Genomic DNA, 19,712 nt, shown 5'->3' on the forward strand with positions numbered 1-19,712 from the left:
AAGGGCTCAATGTGTCGTATTAAAAAGTGTTCGCTATGTCTCCGAACATTCTGTTCGCGATGTCCCCGGTCCATACACCCCCGGAGGGAGAGGGAGCTGATCGAAGGTGTTGCGCAAATCTGCTTTTGCCTTTAGTGAGGGCTGGCTTGGGCTACAATCGCGCTCCCTCAAGGAGCCTGCATGTCGTCTTCCCTCTTAGCTGACTGGCGCGACCGCCCAACCCATCGCCGCGTGTGGGCGCTGGCCGCCCCCATGATTCTGTCGAATATCTCGGTGCCGCTGGTCGCTCTGGTCGACAGCACTGTCATTGGCCATTTGCCCCACGCCCACCAACTGGGCGCCGTGGCCGTCGGCGCCAGCCTGTATATCTTCCTGGCCTGGATGATGGGCTTTCTGCGCATGGGCACCACTGGCTTTGCCGCGCAGGCCGCCGGGCGGGGTGATGGCACGGCATTACGGCAAATCCTGCTACAAGGTCTGTTACTCGCCGGGGGGCTGTCCCTGCTGCTGGGCGCTATCGCGATACCGTTCAGCGGCGTGGCCCTGAACCTGATGCAACCCTCAGCCGAGCTGCATGAGCTGACCCTGGCGTTCTTCCACACCCGTCTATTTGGTCTGCCCGCCGCGCTGGCCAGCTATGCGCTGGTTGGCTGGTTTCTGGGCACGCAAAACGCCCGTGCACCACTGGCCATTCTGCTGACCACCAACCTGGTGAATATCGCGCTTAACCTGTGGTTTGTGCTCGGACTGGATTGGGGGGTCGTGGGCTCGGCACGGGCGTCGGTGATTGCCGAATGGAGCGGTGCCCTGCTCGGCCTGTACCTTACACGCGGCGCACTGCGCACCTATCCGGGCAAGGTGCGATGGGCGGCGCTGCGTCTGTGGTACAACTGGAAACCGCTGCTGGGGGTTAATCGCGATATTTTTATTCGCAGCCTGCTGCTGCAATCGGTGTTTTTCGCCATCACCCTGCAAGGTGCACGGCTGGGCGACGCGACCGTGGCTGCGAATGCGCTGCTGCTCAACGGCCTTCTGTTGGCCGCCCATGCGCTGGACGGTCTGGCCCACGCAGTCGAAGCCTTATGCGGGCATGCAATCGGCGCCCGTGACCGGGAAGCGTTGCGCCGTTCAATGGTGGTGGCTTGCGGCTGGTCGCTGCTGGCCAGTGTCGCATTTGCCCTGCTGTTCCTGTTCGGCGGGCATCTGTTTGTGCAGATGCAAACCGACATCGCCAGCGTGCGCGAAACCGCCTTCCAGTACTTGCCCTATCTGGCGGTGTTGCCACTGATTGCGGTGTGGAGTTACTTGCTCGACGGCTTGTTTATCGGCGCCACTCGCGCACGGGAAATGCGCAATGCCATGGTCATCAGCGTGGTGATCGCCTTCCCCGTCGCCTGGGCGCTGCACGGCTTCGGCAATCACGGGCTGTGGATAAGTTTTCTGCTGTTTATGGTGCTGCGCAGCGCCACGTTGGGGGTGTATGCGTGGCGCATGCAACGTCGGGATCAATGGTTCACCCCATAAAAAAACGCCGCCCCCTGTTCGGGAAGCGGCGTTTTTTACAGCTACGTGAAAATTACGAAGACAGGTACGAGGAGCGCGTCAGGCCCAGACGCAGGGCGTCCAGATACTGGGTGCGCTCTTTGACGCTGATGTTGGCGCTGGCCACTTTGTCGCGGTAGTGAGTCATCAACTCTTCCGGCGACAAGTGCACGTAACGCAGCATGTCTTCGATGGTGTCGTGGGTCTCGATACCGGCGTGGTACACGCTGCCATCCGGGTTCTGGTAGATGTTCACCGAGTCGGTATCACCGAACAGGTTGTGCATATCACCCAGAATTTCCTGATAGGCGCCCACCAGAAAGATGCCCAGCAGATAGTCTTCGCCTTCGTTCAGACCGTGCACCGGCAGGCTGGTTTCGATGCTTTGCTCGTCGACGTATTGCTTGATCTTGCCGTCGGAGTCGCAGGTAAGGTCTTGCAGCACAGCGCGACGCAGCGGTTCTTCGTTCAGACGGTGCAGCGGCAGAATTGGCAATACCTGACCAATGGCCCAGGTGTCCGGCAGGCTCTGGAATACCGAGAAGTTGCAGATGTACTTGTCGGCCAGCTTGTCGTTGAGCTCGTCCAGCACTTGACGGTGCGAACGCTGACGCGCTTTCAACGAGTTGTGCAGGCGACGGCACACGGCGAAATAGCACTGCTCGGCCAAGGCTTTTTCGGCCAGATTGATTTTGCCGTCTGCGTACTGGGCAGCGATGTCGCTCATGTAGTGCGTGGCACGCCAGTAAGTTTCGGTGACCATCTCAATGTCGGTCGGACCCAGCAGGTCAACCAGCCATTGCACGGTTTCCGGCAAGCTTTCCTTGTTCTGGATCTCGGGCACGTCGTCGTTGTGTTTCTCAACGTCGGTCACTTGCACCACCAGCATGGCGTGGTGCGCCGTCAGCGAACGGCCGCTTTCAGAGAAAATGTGCGGATGCGGCAAGCTTTGCGCATCACAGAATTCTTTGAGCATGCCGACCACGACGCCAGCGTAGTCGTCCATGTCGTAGTTGATCGAGCTGGCGTTGCGCGAGTGGGTACCGTCGTAGTCGACGCCCAGGCCACCGCCCACGTCGATATGGTCAACCGGCAGGCCCAGGTTACGCAGTTCGCCGTAGTAACGAATCGCTTCCTTGAAACCGTGCTGGTAGTCCGCCAGGTTGGCGATCTGCGAGCCCATATGAAAGTGCAGCAGGCGGATGCCCTGATCCAGACCAGCCGCGCGGAAGCGCTCGACCACTGACAACAACTGCGCAGCAGACAGACCGAACTTGGATTTCTCACCGCCGGTGTCAGCCCACTTGCTCGACGCCAACGACGACAGGCGCACGCGCAGGCCGACCTGTGGCTTGACCTTGAGGGAGGCCGCTTCTTCGATCACGAGGTCCACTTCGGACTCTTTCTCGATCACGATGAACACGTTGTGACCCAGCTTTTGGCCCATCAACGCCAGGCGGATGAATTCACGATCCTTGTAACCGTTGCAGACGATAGTGCCGCCTTTCGGGGCCAACGCCAGCACGGCCAGCAGCTCAGGCTTGGAGCCGGCTTCAAGACCAATCGAAACGTCCTTGGTGGCGATGATGTTTTCGATCACCGCTTCTTGCTGGTTCACCTTGATCGGGTAAAGCGCGGTGTACTGGCTCTGGTATTCCAGACGCTCGATATTGGCATCGAAAGCGCCGGTCAGCTGGCGTACACGGTCTTGCAAAATATCGGGAAAACGCACCAGCAATGGCAAGGACAAGCCACTTTTGCGCAGTTCGTCGACTTGCTCGTACAGATCAATGGGCGAGCTGTTCGGGCCGTTCGGACGGACTTCTACGCGACCGGCTTCATTGATCGCGAAATACCCGGCCCCCCAATGGCGAATCCCATAAACACTGCGGCTGTCCGCAACTGTCCATTGGCTGCCATCGTCTTTGCGTGTGCGTCGTACGGACATCGAAGTCCCCTATATAAGTCAAAAAGCCCAACCTGAGCGCAGGTTGGCGCAGTCTAAAGCGTGAAAGTGACGATTCGTCTGTGCAGGGTAGACCGCTGCAACAGCACGGAGTTTAGAAACCCGTCAGAACAGGTTCTGTGAAAACCATGGCGAGCCGTGCCTAAGGCCCTTCAGGGCAACGGTACAGCTCAACGGTGGTCTTCACAGAAGCTGCTAACCGCCAGACTTCCTGGCTTTGAACCCGTGCTTGATCAACTCGCCAAGCAGCAGTTCGACGTGATCACCCTGGATCTCGATAATGCCGTCTTTCAACGCACCGCCCGTACCACAGCGTTTTTTCAACGTGGTGGCCAGCTCTTTGAGCGCGTCTTCAGCTAATGGCACGCCGGTTATCGTCGTGACCGTCTTGCCGCCACGGCCCTTGCTTTCGCGGCGCACGCGAGCAATGCCATCACCGGCAGGGATCTGGGTTTGTTTGCAGGTACAGGCGTCCACCGGCTGACGACAGTCCGGACAGTGACGACCTGCGTCGGTGGAAAATACCAGGCCACCGAGGGCGGCGAAGGATGCGGCTTTTTTGGCCACCGGCAATCCTCATATGGAGGACAAAAAATTGGCCGGTGCAGGACGCGGGAGCGCCACGCTATACCGACCGCGAAGCCCCACTCTGGCAGGGGCAGCGCAACTCGGGCGGGAAAACCGCCCAAGCCTGAAAAAGGTCGCGCAGTGTAACGACAAATTGGCCCCGGCCCAAGAGCCAATTGGCGCCAATTTAAAACGATTCTCTGGCGCCGCACTTTCGTAGCAGCTGCCGCAGGCGGCGTCCGATTGCGCAGCGATCGCAAGAGGGTGCCAACCGGTTTCGCCTGACATAACAGGTTGCCCGAATTGCGACGGCTATGCCGCCGAACGCCGCCTTCGGCAGCTGCTACGCCGTTTCGTGCTTGCGCTCCAGATACCGCTTCAGTGCGGCCAGTGAATCGGGACAAAAATCCTGTTGTTCACTTAAACGCAATGCCTCGGCCACCGGCATGAATAACGCCTGCTGAACCTCTTCAGGTTGAACCTGCAACAGGCCATCCCAAACGGCCGAAAACACCCCGCACCAGAGGTGATTCTGTGGACCTTCGAAGTAAAACCGCTCATGGGCGATCAGCGGCACGCCACTGACCCCCAGTTCTTCGGCCAACTCGCGAGCGGCCGACTCGGCGTAGCTTTCATTCATGCCCACCATGCCGCCCGCCGCGACATCCCAAAAGCCCGGATACAGGGCTTTGCTTAAAGTGCGCTGGTGCACGCACAACTCGCCGGCAGCGTTGAACAACAGAATGAACGTGCCGCGCCCGATCAAGCCTTGCTCGCGCAGCTCATGACGAGGTTTGGTACCGAGCACGCGGTCATCACGATCCACCCAGACCACCTGCTCAACATCCGAGGCCGCACGGTGTGCGGCCTCATTGGCTGATATAGACATCCTTTAGCCTTGTGACAGCAGTTGACGCAAGTCCATGACTGCTGCGTTGGCGCGGGAGATATAGTTGGCCATGACCAGCGAATGATTGGCCAAAACACCATAGCCACTGCCATTGAGAATCATCGGACTCCATACCGGCTCTTGCGCGGCTTCCAGTTCACGAATGATCTGACGGACGCTCACCGTAGCGTTCTTCTTGGCCAGCACATCGGCAAAGTCGACCTCAATGGCCCGCAGCAAGTGCGACAACGCCCACGCCTGACCGCGAGCTTCATAGAACACGTTGTCGATCTGCATCCACGGGGTTTCGACAATCTCTTCGTCAACCACCGGGACTTGACCCGGTTGCAGGCTTTCGGTTTTCAGCGCGCTGTTGAGTTTGACACGCCCAACGCTCGCCGACAGACGCTGCGACAGCGAGCCCAAACGGGTACCCACATCGCCCAGCCAGTTGTTCAGGTTGTCGGCCCGCGCATAGAACAGCGCGTTTTTCTGGCTCGGATCAGACAGTCGCGCCTGATAACGGCTCAGGGAGTTGATGCCTTCCTGATATTCCGATTCGCTGGACGGCAACATCCAGCTCTTGTTGTCAAAGTTGAAACGCGGTTCGGCCTTGGCCAGATCCGCGTCTTCAGCCGATTGTGATTGCGAACGGGCAAAGTCTTTACGCAGTGCGCGGGTCAGGTCACGGACCTGCACCAGCACGCCATATTCCCAGCTCGGAATATTGTCGAGCAGCACACCCGGCGGCATGCGGTCATTGGATAAATACCCACCCGGCTTGTTCAGCAATGTCCCAGCCACTGTTTTCAAGGTTTCGACGGTGGTGAAGCCCGGCACCATTTGCTTGCCTTCTTTCTCGGCAGCCAATTGCGCATTTTGCTGAACCGGGAACAAGTCAGGCTCTTGGCTCCAGTACCACCCCAGGCCCAGGCATACCACCACGTAAATGCCGAGCAAAACGGCGATGGAGCGGCTAAGCAGAATACTCTTGAAATAGCCACGCGGCTGCGCGTGGCTTTCCTTGACCGACTCGCGGGCACTGCCCTCACGTTTCTTCCAGTCCAGCATGGCCATATCCTTTCAATATCAGGTTCAACAATTCGACCACAACCCTACCCCATCGTGCTGCCTGTAGGTGCACGTTTTTCTGTCAATCCGGGCTTGACTGCCAAATGCAGACAGCCATCGACACTAAATGATGGGCCATCCGTAAATTTCAAGTCGGCAGCCCACCTGTGACGTTCAACTATGTAAAGGCCGGGTTTATTTCCTTTTATTCTTTCAGGACTGGGCCAACCGTTAGTTCTGACAGTTGGCAACAATTTGCTTCCTATATCTAATACACCTGCCGCATAGACAATTCTCCCTCTCATTGAAATAGGAATAATCATGAAGACAATCATAGCTCTGGCATTAGTTGCCTTTTCCTCGCTGTCCTTCGGGGCTACATTAACTATTGATAACCAATCCACACACACGTATGTGATGATTCCAAAAAAGATCTATCCGGCCTGCGTTACGCATCCCGCTTCCGATTGTACCCTGCCGCCCCAAAAGAAAACTGAATACACCCTTCCGGACCTTTATAACCTGGAGACTTTCCAACTTGTTTCAACCCCTGATCCGGATTCGGGAAAATTCACGCTTAACGGCAGCGCTAGTTACTCGTACCGTAATGAGGAATGGAAAGGTCAAGTGATCAGCTGCAACACCATAAATAAAGACGCTGTCAGTATTCAAATCGTTATCGAAGATATGTGGGACGCAACCTGCCAAACCAAAGAGGACCATCTTACACGCTTTGTTGACTGGTCGAGCGGCGCCAACATGACAATCACCATCCGCGACCTTTAACAATCAAATCTTCAAACGCTGGGCAGGCAGCGTAATAACGCTGTGCAGGTCTTTCACGCTTGCGCCCAGCGGTGGCCGCGCCGCCACCCATTCACAGTTCGCCGCTTCGCGATACTGGTATATGTGACAGTAGGCAGGCATGAGTTTCTAATCCTTAATAAGTGGGTGCTGGCCTTTAGCCTTAATCGGCACGCCTTACTGATCAAGGACCTGCAAGCTTATGAAAGTGTTTTTTGCATTATCACTACTGGCTTGTTCAACTTTTTGTGGTGCGGCAACGCTGACCATCAACAATCTGTCGACCCGGGCATGGATTTTCATTCCAGACGACCGCATAGATCCGGTATGCCAGCACCACCCTGCTTTTCCTCGAAAGTGCGCGTTGGCCCCATCAGCAATAACTACTTTTGTACTGCAGGAAGAGCCTTATAACAGTGCTATTTTTACGGTAGTGGCCACTCACGCAACGCCCAACAGCCTTATTGATAAAAAGCGCGTCTACCTCACTCGCGCTCATGCTGATGACACCGAACACTACGAGGTTCAGGGCAGCAGCAGCTACAGCTATAAAAACGCTGTCGACACCGAACAGTTTATTTCATGTGACACCGTGAATCGATCCGCGGTCAGCATTGAAGTCATCATAAAAAATCACACCCAAAAACATTGTCAAACGCCGGATGATGAATTCATGGAGTGGGTCGAAAACAGGTTCACTTCCGATATGATGATTACCGTTCGGGATATTAACTAACTTCCCCAACCTGTTATTTATGACAGTAGCCAGTGGCGCGAAACGCGATTAAGTTTGGAAACGTTCACTCCTAAACTGCCGTGACCATCGCAAGCGGGCACTGTTATGAGAATGATCATTTTCATTGTGCCTCTGTTTTTTTCACCGCCAGGCCCTGGCGCCCTACTGCATATTGATAACCAGTCGAATTTTCTGGCCGTCGTGCTGAACAACATCGGCGGCCATCCGTGTACACCCTCCGCTAACACCGCCCCCCCCTGCTTAATCCCTCCACATTCCCACTTTGTTCATGAGTTGGTGGATGATGAGCCAGCCAATGCAACGTTACACATTATTTCAATGCCCTCCACCCAGCCCCCCCCAGGCGAGGCGCTCGATAAATATGCGTTCGAGAGTTTTGCCAATTTCACCTATCGCCCTCTGGGCCCTTTGAAATATGAACAGCTCACCTGCGCCACTCCCGCAAACGAAGGCATCACTATTCGACTGATTCTGGAGGGAGTGACTCAGGTGGACTGTGACACCACTAACACCCGCGGTATTACCTGGATCTATAAACGCAATGACATTCCTTTAAAGTTCATTCTCAATGACGTTCCGACCGTGAAGAACCCGCGTCAACACTCACCGCCCCAGTGACCCGTCCACTCTGACATCCGCGTGTCAGCACAGGCCAAGCCACTCCGTTATCATGGCCGCACGTTTGATATGCGAGATTCCTATGCGCCGCTTGCTCTGCCTCCTGTTTATGCTCTGCACCCTGCCTGCCATGGCGACGGGACTGCTGGACAACCGCCCCAGCTCTACGCTGGGCGCGATCAATAACAGTCGTGACTTCTTGCCAGTGCGCGAAGCGTTCAAGCTCAACCTGATCGAAAGCACACCTGAAACGATCAAACTGCGCTTCGTACCGACTGAGGGTTATTACCTGTATCGGCATCGGTTCGACTTTAAAACCGAACCAGCTGACATCGCGCTAGGCTCTGTGCAGTTGCCCTCCGGCGAAGCGAAACATGACGAGTATTTTGGCGATGTCGAGGTCTACCACAGCATTCTCGATGTCGACATCCCACGCCCGGCCAATGACCCACGACCTTTCACATTGGTTGTTACGTATCAGGGCTGTGCCGACAAAGGCCTGTGCTACCCACCCGAAACAGAGCGCCTGAGTATCAGCGGCACCGTACCGACAGCGGCCTCTGCAGCCAGCGCTGGTGCCCAAACGTCATGGAACTGGCGCGAGCTGGCGTTGTTTTTCCTGGCGGGAATTGGCCTGACATTCACCCCTTGCGTATTGCCCATGCTGCCAATTTTGTCCGGCGTGGTGCTGCGCGGCCAGGTGGGTGGATTGCGCGGATTTAGCCTGTCGCTGGCCTACGTATTGCCCATGGCGGCCTGCTTTGCTCTGCTGGGGGCGTTGATGGGGTTGTTCGGCGCTCAACTCAATCTTCAAGCCCGGCTGCAATCGGCGTGGGTGCTGGTGCCCTTTGCGCTGTTCTTCGCCATTTTCGCGCTGGCCATGTTTGGTGTCTTTGAACTGAAATTGCCTCAGGCCATCAGCAATCGCCTCGACCGTGTCGCCAATCGCACGCAGGGCGGCTCACTCTGGGGTGCGGCCGTGCTCGGTGTAGTGTCCAGCCTGCTGGTTTCGCCGTGCGTGTCCGCCCCGCTGGCCGGAGCATTGCTGTACATCAGCGCCAGTGGCGATGCGGTGGGGGGTGGGCTCAAACTGTTCGCCCTCGGGCTGGGCATGGGCGCCCCGCTGCTGTTGGTCGCAACCGGCGGTGCCGCATGGCTGCCAAAAAGCGGCCCGTGGTTGGTCAGCGTCAAAAACGCAATTGGCGTGCTGCTGCTTGGGCTGGCTATCGGTTTACTCAGCCGCGTTCTACCCGGGCCCGTCACACTCCTGTTGATCGGTGTGCTGGCGGCCGGTGTAAGCCTGTTTCTGGGCACACTCGAGTTCGTCTACAAAGCACCCCGCCAACGCTTGGCCCAATTGTTAGGGCTGTTTTTGCTGGTTTACGCCCTGGCGTGCTGGTTTGGTGCGCTCAGCGGTCAAGGTGATCCGCTCAATCCCCTCGGCCATGTCCAAACCTCTGCTGCAGCCGCGCCCAACAGTACGCGACCCGCCGACCAATGGCTGACCGTGAACACCCAGGACGAACTGGATAGCGCACTGGCTATGGCTAAAAAAGCGGGCAAACCGCTGCTGCTGGACTGGTATGCCGACTGGTGCATCAGCTGCAAAGTGATTGAGCATGAGGTGCTTAATGACCCGAAAGTACTCGACCTGCTCAAGGGGTATCAGTTAGTGCGTTTTGATATGACGGCCAGTAACGCCGAGCAGCGCGCCTTGCTGGATCGCTATCAATTGTTCGGTCCGCCCGCCTTGATGTTTTTTGGCAAAAACGGCGAAGAAAAAAGTGACCAGCGGGTCATTGGCGAGATCAATCCAGAAGACTTCGCCGAACGTGTCGCCAACGCGAATGACCAGATCTAGAGCCCCAGTCATAAACTTTTCGCGAACATCGGTCATCGTGCTGGCTATTGCAGTTAACTGGACAGCCAATCGACTTTTCGGCATAGTCGCCCGTCACTGTTAACTGCACACACATAACAAGGAACAGCAGATGGCGACTTTTCTGGTTCTGCACGGCCCCAACCTGAATCTGCTAGGCACCCGCGAACCGGGGGTCTACGGCGCTACCACCCTGGCGCAAATCAATCAGGATCTGGAGCAGCGGGCCCGCGATGCCGGCCACCATTTGCTCTACCTGCAAAGCAATGCCGAATATGAATTGATTGACCGGGTACATGCTGCGCGCAATGAAGGCGTGGACTTTATTCTGATCAACCCGGCTGCTTTTACCCACACCAGCGTGGCATTACGTGACGCGCTGCTGGCGGTGAGCATCCCATTCATCGAAGTGCATTTGTCTAACGTGCACAAACGCGAACCTTTCCGCCATCACTCCTACTTCTCCGACGTTGCGGTAGGCGTGATCTGCGGCCTTGGCGCCAGCGGTTACCGACTGGCCTTGGAGGCCGCCCTGGAACAGCTTGAACTACAAGCTAAACGCCCCTGACCGACCCATTGGGAGTTGACGATTCATGGATATCCGTAAAGTTAAGAAACTGATCGAACTGCTGGAAGAGTCCGGCATCGACGAGCTGGAAATTAAAGAAGGCGAAGAGTCCGTACGCATCAGCCGTCACAGCAAGACTCCAGCTCAACAGTTCTACGCACCCGCGCCAATGCAACAAGCTCCGGCTGCTGCTCCAGTGGCTGTTGCCCCGGTTGCCACTGTGACCGAAGCGCCTGCTGCACCAAAACTGAACGGTTTTGTGGTCAAGTCGCCAATGGTCGGTACGTTCTACCGCACCCCTTCGCCTACCTCGCCAGCCTTCGTTGAAGTCGGCCAGAGCGTAAAAGTTGGCGACACCATTTGCATCGTTGAAGCGATGAAAATGATGAACCACATCACCGCTGAAAAAGCCGGTGTTATCGAGTCCATCCTGGTAGAAAACGGTCAGCCGGTTGAGTTCGACCAACCGCTGTTCACCATCGTTTGAACCACGGGGAACCCACGATGCTGAAGCCTAAAAAGCTGGAAAAAGTTCTAATCGCGAACCGCGGCGAGATCGCCTTGCGCATCCTGCGGGCCTGTAAGGAACTGGGCATCAAGACCGTCGCGGTGTACTCCACTGCCGACAAGGAACTGATGCACCTGGGTCTGGCAGACGAAACCGTCTGCATCGGCCCGGCACCGGCCAACCTGTCTTACCTGCACATTCCGGCCATCATCGCGGCGGCTGAAGTGACAGGCGCCACGGCGATTCACCCGGGCTACGGCTTTTTGGCTGAAAACGCCGACTTTGCCGAGCAAGTCGAGAAATCCGGCTTTGCCTTCATCGGCCCGAAGGCCGACACCATCCGCCTGATGGGCGACAAGGTTTCGGCCAAGCACGCCATGATCGCGGCGGGCGTTCCGACCGTTCCAGGCTCTGACGGCCCGCTGCCGGAAGACCCTGAAACTGCACTGCGCATTGGCCGTGAAGTTGGCTACCCAGTGATCATCAAAGCCGCTGGCGGCGGTGGTGGTCGTGGCATGCGCGTTGTGAACCGCGAAGAAGACCTGATCGAAGCAGCCAAGCAGACCCGTGAAGAAGCCGGCGCCTGGTTCAGCAACCCGATGGTCTACCTCGAGAAATACCTGACCAACCCGCGTCACGTGGAAGTTCAGGTACTGTCCGATGGTCAGGGGCACGCCATCCACTTGGGCGACCGCGACTGCTCGCTGCAACGTCGTCACCAAAAGGTTCTGGAAGAAGCACCAGCACCGGGTATCGATGAAACAGCCCGTCAGGAAGTTCTGGCGCGCTGCGTTCAAGCCTGTATCGACATCAACTACCGTGGCGCGGGAACGTTTGAGTTCCTGTACGAAAATGGTCGCTTCTACTTCATCGAGATGAACACTCGTGTGCAAGTAGAGCACCCGGTTTCCGAGATGGTCACCGGCATCGACATCCTGAAAGAGATGTTGAGCATTGCGGCAGGCAACACACTGTCCTTTACCCAGGATGACGTGAAAATCCACGGTCACTCGCTAGAGTGCCGGATCAACGCAGAAGACCCGGCAACGTTCATGCCGAGCCCTGGCATGGTCAAGCACTTCCACGCACCGGGTGGTAATGGCGTTCGCGTCGATTCGCACCTGTACAGTGGCTACAAGGTTCCGTCCAACTACGACTCCCTGATCGGCAAGCTGATCACCTGGGGCTCGACCCGTGACGAAGCCATGGCGCGCATGCGCAATGCCCTGGACGAAATCGTGGTCGACGGGATCAAAACCAACATCCCGCTGCATCGCGACCTGGTGAATGACGAAGGCTTCTGCAAAGGCGGCGTCAACATTCACTACCTGGAACACAAACTGGCTAACAAGTAAGTTTGTATTCTGATCAACAAAGCCGCTTTCGAGCGGCTTTGTTGTGTCTGGTGCAGAGCTTTCCCTCACCCCAGCCCTCTCCCCGAGGGAGAGGGAGCAGATTTGCTGTGAACCTGAAAGCGTACACGGTCAAAGTCCCCTCTCCCTCCGGGAGAGGCGTGGTGAGGGGGCCCTTCGCTTTTCATCGTTTTTTGATTACCCCCCATGCCTACGCTCGCGTAAACTGGCGCGCTTCTCGCAGCCCCAGCGGCTGCACACTCTTATTTTTCAAAGGTGCCCGCCATGCCTTGGCTGCAAGTACGCCTCGCCATCAGCCCGGAACAAGCCGAAACCTACGAAGACGCGTTCCTCGAAGTCGGCGCCGTATCGGTTACGTTCATGGATGCCGAAGATCAACCGATCTTTGAACCTGAACTCAACACCACCCCGCTGTGGTCACACACCCATTTGTTGGCCCTGTTCGAAGACGGCACCGAAGCCGACCTCGTGCTGTCCCATCTGGAACTGCTTACCGGCTCGCCACTGCCTGAACATCACGCCGAAGTGATCGAAGATCAAGACTGGGAACGCAGCTGGATGGACAACTTCCACCCCATGCGCTTCGGCCAGCGCCTGTGGATCGTGCCAAGCTGGCACGCGGCACCCGAGCCTGACGCAGTCAATCTGCTGCTCGACCCGGGTCTGGCATTCGGCACCGGCACCCACCCGACCACCGCACTGTGCCTCGAATGGCTGGACGGCCAGGACCTCAAGGACTGCAACGTTCTGGACTTCGGCTGCGGCTCGGGCATTCTGGCCATTGCCGCCCTGTTGCTGGGCGCCAAAGAAGCCGTCGGCACCGACATCGACGTACAAGCGCTGGAGGCTTCGCGCGACAACGCCAACCGTAACGGTATCGACCCGGCGCTGTTCCCGTTGTACTTGCCTGAAGACATGCCGCAGGTTCAGGCCGATGTCGTGGTCGCCAACATCCTCGCCGGCCCACTGGTTTCTCTGGCCCCGCAACTGTCGAGCCTGGTTAAACCTGGCGGACGTCTGGCACTGTCCGGCATTCTCGCCGAGCAAGGCGAAGAAGTGGCCGCAGCCTACGCCAAGGACTTTGACCTCGACCCGATCGCCACTCGCGATGGCTGGGTGCGCATCAGTGGCCGTCGGCGCTAGAATGCACGCCTGCCCAATCCGGATGGCCACATGAGCGATAGCTTCGTTACCCAGTGCCCGCACTGCCAGACCAGTTTCCGCGTCAACCATGCCCAGTTGGGCATGGCACGCGGTGTGGTGCGCTGTGGCTCTTGCCTGCAAGTGTTCAATGCCGCACAGCAACTGCTGAATAAACGCACTGAAACTGAACAGCAACCTGCCATAACGACTCCTGATGTCGCACCGCCCGAGATTGTCGAGCCTGCCGTCAGCGTAAAACCGGTGGACTGGCAAACCGAAGAGATGGACCTCGACCATCTGGATCTGGATGAAGAGCTGGCCAAGCTCGAAGAACTTGAAATCCAGCCGAGCAAAAGCTTCGGCCAACCCCACAAGGTTAAAGACCGCTCGTTCAGCGCCCGCCGCGAACTGCCTGAGGCTGAAGAAAGCCAATGGTCCGAGAGCTTGTACAGCGAATCGGCAGCAGAACGCGCTCAATCGTCAGCATTGGCAACAAGTGCCTTCGACAGTGACGTCGAGCCTCCTCATGCCGGTCGCTCAGAACCCTCATTATCACTGGACATTGATGAGCCGGATGACACGCCGCCTCTCAAGCTAACCGTTGATGATGAGCCGGCAGGCGAACACCTGTCTGCGATTGATGACGAAGACGACGAGCCGCTTAAACCCGCACCCCTCGGCAAAAACAAACGTCAACGCAACGAACCTGGCGTGCGCGATGAAATGCTGCTGGACCTGGCCGACGATCCTTTGCAACTGCAATGGCAAAAACGCCGCGCTCCGTGGGGCAAGCGTCTGCTTTGGGGGCTGCTGATTCTGTTGGCAGCCGCCGCATTGGCCGGGCAGTACGTCGCCTCGCACTTTGAAGAACTGGCCCGACAGGACCAGTACCGACCCATTTTTCAACAACTGTGCCCCCTACTCGGCTGCACAGTACCGTCCAAGGTCGATATTGACCGCATCAAAAGCAGCAATCTGGTGGTGCGCAGCCATCCGGAATTCGCCGGGGCGCTGGTGGTGGATGCAATCCTCTACAACCGCGCGCCTTTCTCCCAGCCTTTCCCGCTGCTGGAGCTACGCTTTGCCGACCTTGACGGCAAGATGATTGCGAGCCGCCGTTTCAAACCCGGCGAATACCTGAGCGGTGACATGGCCAAGACCGAAATGCCGCCGCAAACGCCTATTCATATAGCGTTGGACATCCTCGATCCGGGCCCTAAAGCGGTGAACTACAGCCTGAGTTTTCACTCGCCCGAGTGAGCATGCTGCGCTTTTAGCAGCAAGCCTCAAGCGGCACGTGAGACGCCAAGCGCAAGCCAACAGTGTCTTGAAGCTTGGCACTCGATGCTTGAAGCCGGGTTTAAACCCCATTGTTCAAAAAACATCCAACCCAGCCTTTATCCAGTCATCGAGAGCGGGTATCATGCCAACCCTTTTTCGAACTCTCCAGATTCGGCCCCACAACAGGGAAGTCCTATGTCGGCGGTACGCATCGGCCCATATACATTGCACAACGGATTGATCCTCGCCCCTATGGCGGGTGTCACCGATCAACCCTTTCGTCAGCTTTGCCGACGGATGGGGGCGGGTTTGGTTGTTTCGGAAATGGTCACCAGCGACATGAGTCTCTGGAACAGCCGTAAATCGCGCTTGCGCATGATTCACGACGGTGATCCCGAGCCACGCTCGGTACAGATCGCCGGAGGTGATGCGCAAATGCTGGCAGATGCCGCCAGGGCCAATGTGGAACTGGGCGCACAGATTATTGATATCAACATGGGTTGTCCGGCCAAAAAAGTCTGCAACAAGGCTGCCGGCTCCGCGTTGCTGAAAGACGAAGCTTTGGTGAACGAAATCCTGCTGGCCGTGGTGGCTGCAGTTGATGTACCGGTCACCCTGAAGATCCGTACCGGCTGGGACCGGGACAACAAAAACGGCCTGACGGTAGCAAAAATTGCCGAGCAAGCCGGGATTCAAGCGCTGGCCGTGCACGGTAGAACCCGCGCCGACCTGTACACCGGGGAAGCTGAGTACGACACCATCGCCGCGATCAAGCAGGCCGTGTCAATACCGGTTTTCGCCAACGGCGACATCGATTCACCCCATAAGGCCCTGCACGTGTTGAACGCAACCGGGGCTGACGGACTGTTGATTGGCAGGGCGGCTCAAGGGCGGCCCTGGATTTTCCGCGAAGTCGATCACTTTCTGCGTACCGGGCAATTGCTGCCGGCACCGGAAATGACCGAAGTGGAACGTATTCTGCTAGAGCATCTGACTGCATTGCATACCTTCTATGGGGAGGTATTGGGCGTTCGCATTGCCCGCAAGCATGTCGGTTGGTATCTCGCAACCTTGCCGGGCGCCAAGGAGTTTCGCGCCCACTTCAATCGTTTAGAAGACACGGAAGCACAATGCGCCAACGTTCAGGCGTTTTTCGCCGAACGACACAAGAGCCTGGGGACAGGGGACGAAGGATGGGTGGCCGCATGACGATGATGACCGAGACATTAGTGAGTGGAACAACGCCCGTGAGCGACAACGTCAACTTGAAACAGCACCTCAATACGCCAAGCGAAGAAGGCCAGACCCTTCGCGGGAGTGTCGAAAAGGCGCTGCACAATTATTTCGCCCACCTGGAGGGCGCTGAAGTCACGGACGTGTACAACCTGGTACTTTCCGAAGTCGAGGCTCCCCTGCTCGAATGTGTCATGAACTACGTCAAGGGCAACCAAACCAAAGCCTCAGAACTACTGGGACTTAACCGCGGCACCTTGCGCAAAAAACTCAAACAGTACGATCTGCTGTAAGCATTCAATCAAACCTGAAAGGCGTCCTGGTAAAACGGGCCGCCTTTTTTGCTGACTCCTTTGCTTTTGATGGAAATCGAGATGACCGATCAGACTACCCGCCTGCCGATCCGCCGCGCTTTAATCAGCGTTTCCGACAAAACCGGAATCCTTGAGTTCGCCCGTGAACTGGAAGCCCTCGGCGTCGAGATCCTCTCCACTGGCGGTACGTTCAAGCTGTTGCAAGATAACGGCGTAGCCGCAGTTGAAGTCGCGGATTACACAGGCTTTGCTGAAATGATGGACGGTCGGGTTAAGACCCTGCACCCGAAAATCCACGGCGGTATCCTGGGCCGTCGCGGCATCGACGACGACATCATGAACGAGCACGGCATCAAGCCCATCGACCTGGTAGCGGTTAATCTCTATCCATTCGAAGCGACCATCAGCAAGCCAGGCTGCGACCTGCCGACTGCCATCGAAAACATCGATATCGGCGGGCCGACCATGGTTCGTTCGGCAGCGAAAAACCACAAAGACGTAGCTATCGTTGTGAATGCCAGCGATTACGCCAACGTGCTGGAAAACCTCAAGGCCGGCGGCCTGACCTACGCACAGCGTTTCGACCTGATGCTCAAGGCCTTCGAACACACAGCCGCCTATGACGGCATGATTGCCAACTACCTGGGCACTGTGAATCAAGCGGCAGAAACTCTCAGCACCGAAGATCGCAGCCAGTTCCCGCGCACCTTTAACAGCCAGTTCATCAAGGCTCAGGAAATGCGCTACGGCGAGAACCCGCATCAAAAAGCGGCGTTCTACGTTGAAGCCAGACCTGCCGAAGTCAGCATTGCTACCGCTACCCAGCTGCAAGGCAAAGAACTGTCGTTCAATAACGTGGCCGACACAGACGCTGCGTTGGAATGCGTGAAGAGCTTCGTCAAGCCAGCTTGCGTGATCGTCAAGCATGCCAACCCGTGCGGCGTAGCCGTCAGCCCGGACGCTGAAGGCGGCATTCGCCAGGCGTACGAACTGGCGTACGCCACTGACACCGAGTCGGCCTTTGGCGGCATCATCGCCTTCAACCGTGAGCTGGACGCTGAAACCGCCAAGGCCATCGTCGAACGTCAATTTGTTGAAGTGATCATCGCCCCATCAGTCAGCGAAGAAGCCCGCGCTATCGTGGCCGCCAAAGCCAATGTACGCTTGCTGGCCTGTGGCGAGTGGAGCGCAGAGCGCACCCCGGCCTGGGACTTCAAACGCGTTAATGGCGGTTTGCTGGTCCAAAGCCGTGATATCGAGATGATCGGCAGCGAAGACCTGAAAGTCGTGACCAAACGCGCACCGACCGAGCAGGAAATCAACGACCTGATCTTCGCCTGGAAAGTGGCCAAGTACGTGAAGTCCAACGCCATCGTCTATGCCAAAGGTCGTCAGACCATTGGGGTCGGTGCCGGTCAGATGAGCCGCGTAAACTCGGCCCGTATTGCCGCCATCAAAGCTGAACACGCCGGTCTGCAAGTACAGGGCGCGGTAATGGCATCGGACGCATTCTTCCCGTTCCGTGACGGCATCGACAACGCCGCCAAGGCCGGTATCACTGCGGTGATCCAGCCAGGCGGTTCGATGCGTGACAACGAAGTGATTGCTGCCGCTGACGAAGCCGGTATTGCGATGGTGTTCACCGGAATGCGCCATTTCCGTCACTAACTAGACGACGGCCGTACTGAACCCGGCATCTGCTGCGTTGGAGCCGACCTCGATGATGCTCATTGCCAACAGGCAACTCCGCTCATCAAGGTCGACTCCGCCTTGCAGCTACCGACTTCATTACGACCTCCTGAAGCGCGAAGCGCTTTGGGTTTAAACAGAATTCAGCGTCATCCGAGGTTTTTGAAATGAATGTTTTGATCATTGGCAGCGGTGGCCGTGAACACGCACTGGCCTGGAAAGTAGCCCAAGATCCGCGTGTCGCTAAAGTATTCGTGGCTCCCGGCAACGCCGGTACGGCCACTGAAGCCAAGTGCGAAAACGTCGACATCGACGTTCTGGCCCTTGAACAGCTTGCAGATTTTGCTGAAAAGAACGTGTCACTGACCATCGTTGGGCCTGAAGTGCCGCTGGTTGCTGGCGTCGTTGATCTGTTCCGCTCACGCGGCCTGGATTGCTTCGGTCCTACCGCTGGCGCAGCCCAGCTGGAAGGCTCCAAAGCGTTCACCAAGGATTTTCTGGCGCGTCACAAGATCCCGACCGCTGACTATCAGAACTTCACCGAGATTGAACCGGCCCTGGCTTACTTGCAGAAAGTCGGTGCCCCTATCGTGATCAAGGCTGATGGCCTGGCCGCCGGTAAAGGCGTGATCGTCGCCATGACCCTGGCAGAAGCCGAAGATGCAGTGCGTGACATGCTCGCGGGCAACGCCTTTGGCGAGGCCGGTTCGCGCGTTGTCATCGAAGAGTTCCTCGACGGTGAAGAAGCCAGCTTTATTGTGATGGTCGACGGTAAAAACGTTCTGCCTATGGCCACCAGCCAAGACCACAAACGTGTTGGCGACGGCGATACCGGCCCGAACACCGGCGGCATGGGTGCTTACTCCCCTGCCCCCGTGGTCACTGCTGACGTACACCAGCGCGTGATGGACCTGGTGATTTGGCCAACCGTGCGCGGCATGGCTGAAGAAGGCAACGTCTATACGGGCTTTCTGTACGCAGGCCTGATGATCGACAAAGCCGGCAACCCGAAAGTAATCGAGTTCAACTGCCGTTTCGGCGATCCGGAAACCCAACCGGTCATGCTGCGTCTGCAATCGAGCCTGGTGTTGCTGATTGAGGCCGCTCTGGCTCAAGCACTGGACAAGGTCGAAGCACAATGGGATCCACGCCCAAGCCTGGGTATCGTACTGGCTGCTGGCGGCTATCCTGCTGACTACGCCAAAGGCGATGTAATCCATGGTCTGGACGCGGCCTCAAAGCTGGAAGGCAAAGTGTTCCATGCGGGCACCGCGCTCAATTCGGCAGGTCAAGTTGTAACTGCGGGTGGCCGTGTCTTGTGCGCGACCGCGATGGGCGATACGGTCGAAGCTGCTCAAGAAAAGGCCTACGACCTTGCTAAAGCCATTGATTGGAAGGGTTGCTTCTACCGACACGACATTGGCTACCGAGCCATTGCACGCGAACGTGGCGAAGCTGAGAAATAACCCCCTCATATGGATAGGCAAGGGTTTTCAACTCTTGCCTAAGT

The 19,712-nt window shown here is 57.2% G+C and carries 19 protein-coding genes; 14 read left to right on the top strand and 5 right to left on the bottom strand.

The window, feature by feature from the left end:
- Nucleotides 1-180 precede the first annotated feature (180 nt).
- Nucleotides 181-1,524: an MATE family efflux transporter gene (locus GHN86_RS11280; protein WP_153381842.1), complete on the top strand. Its 1,344-nt coding sequence runs from the start codon at nucleotides 181-183 to the stop codon at nucleotides 1,522-1,524.
- A gap of 52 nt (nucleotides 1,525-1,576) precedes the next feature.
- Here GHN86_RS11280 and speA read toward each other — a convergent pair whose 3' ends face one another.
- The 4 genes from speA to GHN86_RS11300 all read right to left on the bottom strand — a co-directional run bounded on the left by speA (nucleotide 1,577) and on the right by GHN86_RS11300 (nucleotide 6,035).
- Entirely contained in the window at nucleotides 1,577-3,490 is a 1,914-nt protein-coding gene (speA, locus tag GHN86_RS11285) for an arginine decarboxylase (RefSeq protein ID WP_122784988.1), read from the bottom strand.
- A 213-nt stretch (nucleotides 3,491-3,703) separates the two neighbouring features.
- Nucleotides 3,704-4,075: a translation initiation factor Sui1 gene (locus tag GHN86_RS11290; RefSeq protein ID WP_323369503.1), complete on the bottom strand. Its 372-nt coding sequence runs from the start codon at nucleotides 4,073-4,075 to the stop codon at nucleotides 3,704-3,706.
- 343 nt (nucleotides 4,076-4,418) lie between these two features.
- Nucleotides 4,419-4,964: an NUDIX hydrolase gene (locus GHN86_RS11295; protein WP_153381846.1), complete on the bottom strand. Its 546-nt coding sequence runs from the start codon at nucleotides 4,962-4,964 to the stop codon at nucleotides 4,419-4,421.
- Between the two features lie 3 nt (nucleotides 4,965-4,967).
- On the bottom strand, nucleotides 4,968-6,035 hold the full coding sequence (locus GHN86_RS11300) for a DUF2333 family protein (protein ID WP_153381848.1): 1,068 nt from the start codon (nucleotides 6,033-6,035) through the stop codon (nucleotides 4,968-4,970).
- Between the two features lie 321 nt (nucleotides 6,036-6,356).
- Between GHN86_RS11300 and GHN86_RS11310 the strand changes: the two genes are divergently transcribed.
- The gene (locus GHN86_RS11310) at nucleotides 6,357-6,821 is read left to right on the top strand and encodes a hypothetical protein (protein ID WP_153381852.1); all 465 of its coding nucleotides are present in this window, start codon (nucleotides 6,357-6,359) and stop codon (nucleotides 6,819-6,821) included.
- A 3-nt stretch (nucleotides 6,822-6,824) separates the two neighbouring features.
- Here the strand turns inward: GHN86_RS11310 and GHN86_RS11315 are convergent, their stop codons facing one another.
- Nucleotides 6,825-6,962, bottom strand: coding sequence for a hypothetical protein (locus tag GHN86_RS11315; RefSeq protein ID WP_153381854.1), 138 nt, complete (start codon nucleotides 6,960-6,962; stop codon nucleotides 6,825-6,827).
- A gap of 79 nt (nucleotides 6,963-7,041) precedes the next feature.
- Between GHN86_RS11315 and GHN86_RS11320 the strand changes: the two genes are divergently transcribed.
- The 12 genes from GHN86_RS11320 to purD all read left to right on the top strand — a co-directional run bounded on the left by GHN86_RS11320 (nucleotide 7,042) and on the right by purD (nucleotide 19,668).
- The gene (locus tag GHN86_RS11320) at nucleotides 7,042-7,575 is read left to right on the top strand and encodes a hypothetical protein (RefSeq protein ID WP_153381856.1); all 534 of its coding nucleotides are present in this window, start codon (nucleotides 7,042-7,044) and stop codon (nucleotides 7,573-7,575) included.
- A gap of 111 nt (nucleotides 7,576-7,686) precedes the next feature.
- Nucleotides 7,687-8,214: a hypothetical protein gene (locus GHN86_RS11325; protein ID WP_153381858.1), complete on the top strand. Its 528-nt coding sequence runs from the start codon at nucleotides 7,687-7,689 to the stop codon at nucleotides 8,212-8,214.
- A gap of 82 nt (nucleotides 8,215-8,296) precedes the next feature.
- Nucleotides 8,297-10,075, top strand: coding sequence for a protein-disulfide reductase DsbD (locus GHN86_RS11330; RefSeq protein ID WP_153381860.1), 1,779 nt, complete (start codon nucleotides 8,297-8,299; stop codon nucleotides 10,073-10,075).
- Nucleotides 10,076-10,205: 130 nt separating this feature from the next.
- Complete coding sequence (aroQ, locus tag GHN86_RS11335) at nucleotides 10,206-10,661, top strand: type II 3-dehydroquinate dehydratase (protein ID WP_048360251.1); 456 nt, start codon at nucleotides 10,206-10,208, stop codon at nucleotides 10,659-10,661.
- 25 nt (nucleotides 10,662-10,686) lie between these two features.
- Nucleotides 10,687-11,148, top strand: coding sequence for an acetyl-CoA carboxylase biotin carboxyl carrier protein (accB, locus tag GHN86_RS11340; protein ID WP_122784995.1), 462 nt, complete (start codon nucleotides 10,687-10,689; stop codon nucleotides 11,146-11,148).
- A gap of 17 nt (nucleotides 11,149-11,165) precedes the next feature.
- Complete coding sequence (gene accC, locus GHN86_RS11345; RefSeq protein WP_153381862.1) at nucleotides 11,166-12,524, top strand: acetyl-CoA carboxylase biotin carboxylase subunit; 1,359 nt, start codon at nucleotides 11,166-11,168, stop codon at nucleotides 12,522-12,524.
- Nucleotides 12,525-12,806: 282 nt separating this feature from the next.
- A complete protein-coding gene (prmA, locus tag GHN86_RS11350) occupies nucleotides 12,807-13,685 on the top strand; it encodes a 50S ribosomal protein L11 methyltransferase (RefSeq protein WP_153381864.1) in 879 nt (292 codons plus the stop codon).
- Nucleotides 13,686-13,715: 30 nt separating this feature from the next.
- A complete protein-coding gene (locus GHN86_RS11355; RefSeq protein ID WP_153381866.1) occupies nucleotides 13,716-14,945 on the top strand; it encodes a DUF3426 domain-containing protein in 1,230 nt (409 codons plus the stop codon).
- 216 nt (nucleotides 14,946-15,161) lie between these two features.
- Complete coding sequence (gene dusB / locus GHN86_RS11360) at nucleotides 15,162-16,175, top strand: tRNA dihydrouridine synthase DusB (RefSeq protein ID WP_153381868.1); 1,014 nt, start codon at nucleotides 15,162-15,164, stop codon at nucleotides 16,173-16,175.
- Nucleotides 16,172-16,492 (top strand): DNA-binding transcriptional regulator Fis, encoded by a 321-nt coding sequence (gene fis / locus GHN86_RS11365; RefSeq protein WP_003439210.1) that lies wholly within the window; start codon nucleotides 16,172-16,174, stop codon nucleotides 16,490-16,492. The genes dusB and fis overlap by 4 nt, the downstream gene beginning before the upstream one ends.
- 81 nt (nucleotides 16,493-16,573) lie before the next feature.
- On the top strand, nucleotides 16,574-18,181 hold the full coding sequence (gene purH, locus GHN86_RS11370; RefSeq protein WP_153381870.1) for a bifunctional phosphoribosylaminoimidazolecarboxamide formyltransferase/IMP cyclohydrolase: 1,608 nt from the start codon (nucleotides 16,574-16,576) through the stop codon (nucleotides 18,179-18,181).
- Nucleotides 18,182-18,369: 188 nt separating this feature from the next.
- The gene (purD, locus tag GHN86_RS11375) at nucleotides 18,370-19,668 is read left to right on the top strand and encodes a phosphoribosylamine--glycine ligase (RefSeq protein ID WP_153381872.1); all 1,299 of its coding nucleotides are present in this window, start codon (nucleotides 18,370-18,372) and stop codon (nucleotides 19,666-19,668) included.
- Nucleotides 19,669-19,712 lie beyond the last annotated feature (44 nt).

It is taken from the genome of Pseudomonas helleri, from assembly GCF_009600315.1.
Lineage (GTDB): Bacteria > Pseudomonadota > Gammaproteobacteria > Pseudomonadales > Pseudomonadaceae > Aquipseudomonas > Aquipseudomonas helleri_A.

Excerpts from the sequence above, each read along its gene's own strand:
- GHN86_RS11280 (WP_153381842.1), top strand. The coding sequence starts at position 181 with ATGTCGTCTTCCCTCTTAGCTGACTGGCGCGACCGCCCAACCCATCGC.
- speA (WP_122784988.1), bottom strand. The coding sequence starts at position 3,490 with ATGTCCGTACGACGCACACGCAAAGACGATGGCAGCCAATGGACAGTT.
- GHN86_RS11295 (WP_153381846.1), bottom strand. The coding sequence starts at position 4,964 with ATGTCTATATCAGCCAATGAGGCCGCACACCGTGCGGCCTCGGATGTT.
- GHN86_RS11300 (WP_153381848.1), bottom strand. The coding sequence starts at position 6,035 with ATGCTGGACTGGAAGAAACGTGAGGGCAGTGCCCGCGAGTCGGTCAAG.
- GHN86_RS11310 (WP_153381852.1), top strand. The coding sequence starts at position 6,357 with ATGAAGACAATCATAGCTCTGGCATTAGTTGCCTTTTCCTCGCTGTCC.
- GHN86_RS11315 (WP_153381854.1), bottom strand. The coding sequence starts at position 6,962 with ATGCCTGCCTACTGTCACATATACCAGTATCGCGAAGCGGCGAACTGT.
- GHN86_RS11320 (WP_153381856.1), top strand. The coding sequence starts at position 7,042 with ATGAAAGTGTTTTTTGCATTATCACTACTGGCTTGTTCAACTTTTTGT.
- GHN86_RS11325 (WP_153381858.1), top strand. The coding sequence starts at position 7,687 with ATGATCATTTTCATTGTGCCTCTGTTTTTTTCACCGCCAGGCCCTGGC.
- GHN86_RS11330 (WP_153381860.1), top strand. The coding sequence starts at position 8,297 with ATGCGCCGCTTGCTCTGCCTCCTGTTTATGCTCTGCACCCTGCCTGCC.
- aroQ (WP_048360251.1), top strand. The coding sequence starts at position 10,206 with ATGGCGACTTTTCTGGTTCTGCACGGCCCCAACCTGAATCTGCTAGGC.
- accB (WP_122784995.1), top strand. The coding sequence starts at position 10,687 with ATGGATATCCGTAAAGTTAAGAAACTGATCGAACTGCTGGAAGAGTCC.
- accC (WP_153381862.1), top strand. The coding sequence starts at position 11,166 with ATGCTGAAGCCTAAAAAGCTGGAAAAAGTTCTAATCGCGAACCGCGGC.
- prmA (WP_153381864.1), top strand. The coding sequence starts at position 12,807 with ATGCCTTGGCTGCAAGTACGCCTCGCCATCAGCCCGGAACAAGCCGAA.
- GHN86_RS11355 (WP_153381866.1), top strand. The coding sequence starts at position 13,716 with ATGAGCGATAGCTTCGTTACCCAGTGCCCGCACTGCCAGACCAGTTTC.
- dusB (WP_153381868.1), top strand. The coding sequence starts at position 15,162 with ATGTCGGCGGTACGCATCGGCCCATATACATTGCACAACGGATTGATC.
- fis (WP_003439210.1), top strand. The coding sequence starts at position 16,172 with ATGACGATGATGACCGAGACATTAGTGAGTGGAACAACGCCCGTGAGC.
- purH (WP_153381870.1), top strand. The coding sequence starts at position 16,574 with ATGACCGATCAGACTACCCGCCTGCCGATCCGCCGCGCTTTAATCAGC.
- purD (WP_153381872.1), top strand. The coding sequence starts at position 18,370 with ATGAATGTTTTGATCATTGGCAGCGGTGGCCGTGAACACGCACTGGCC.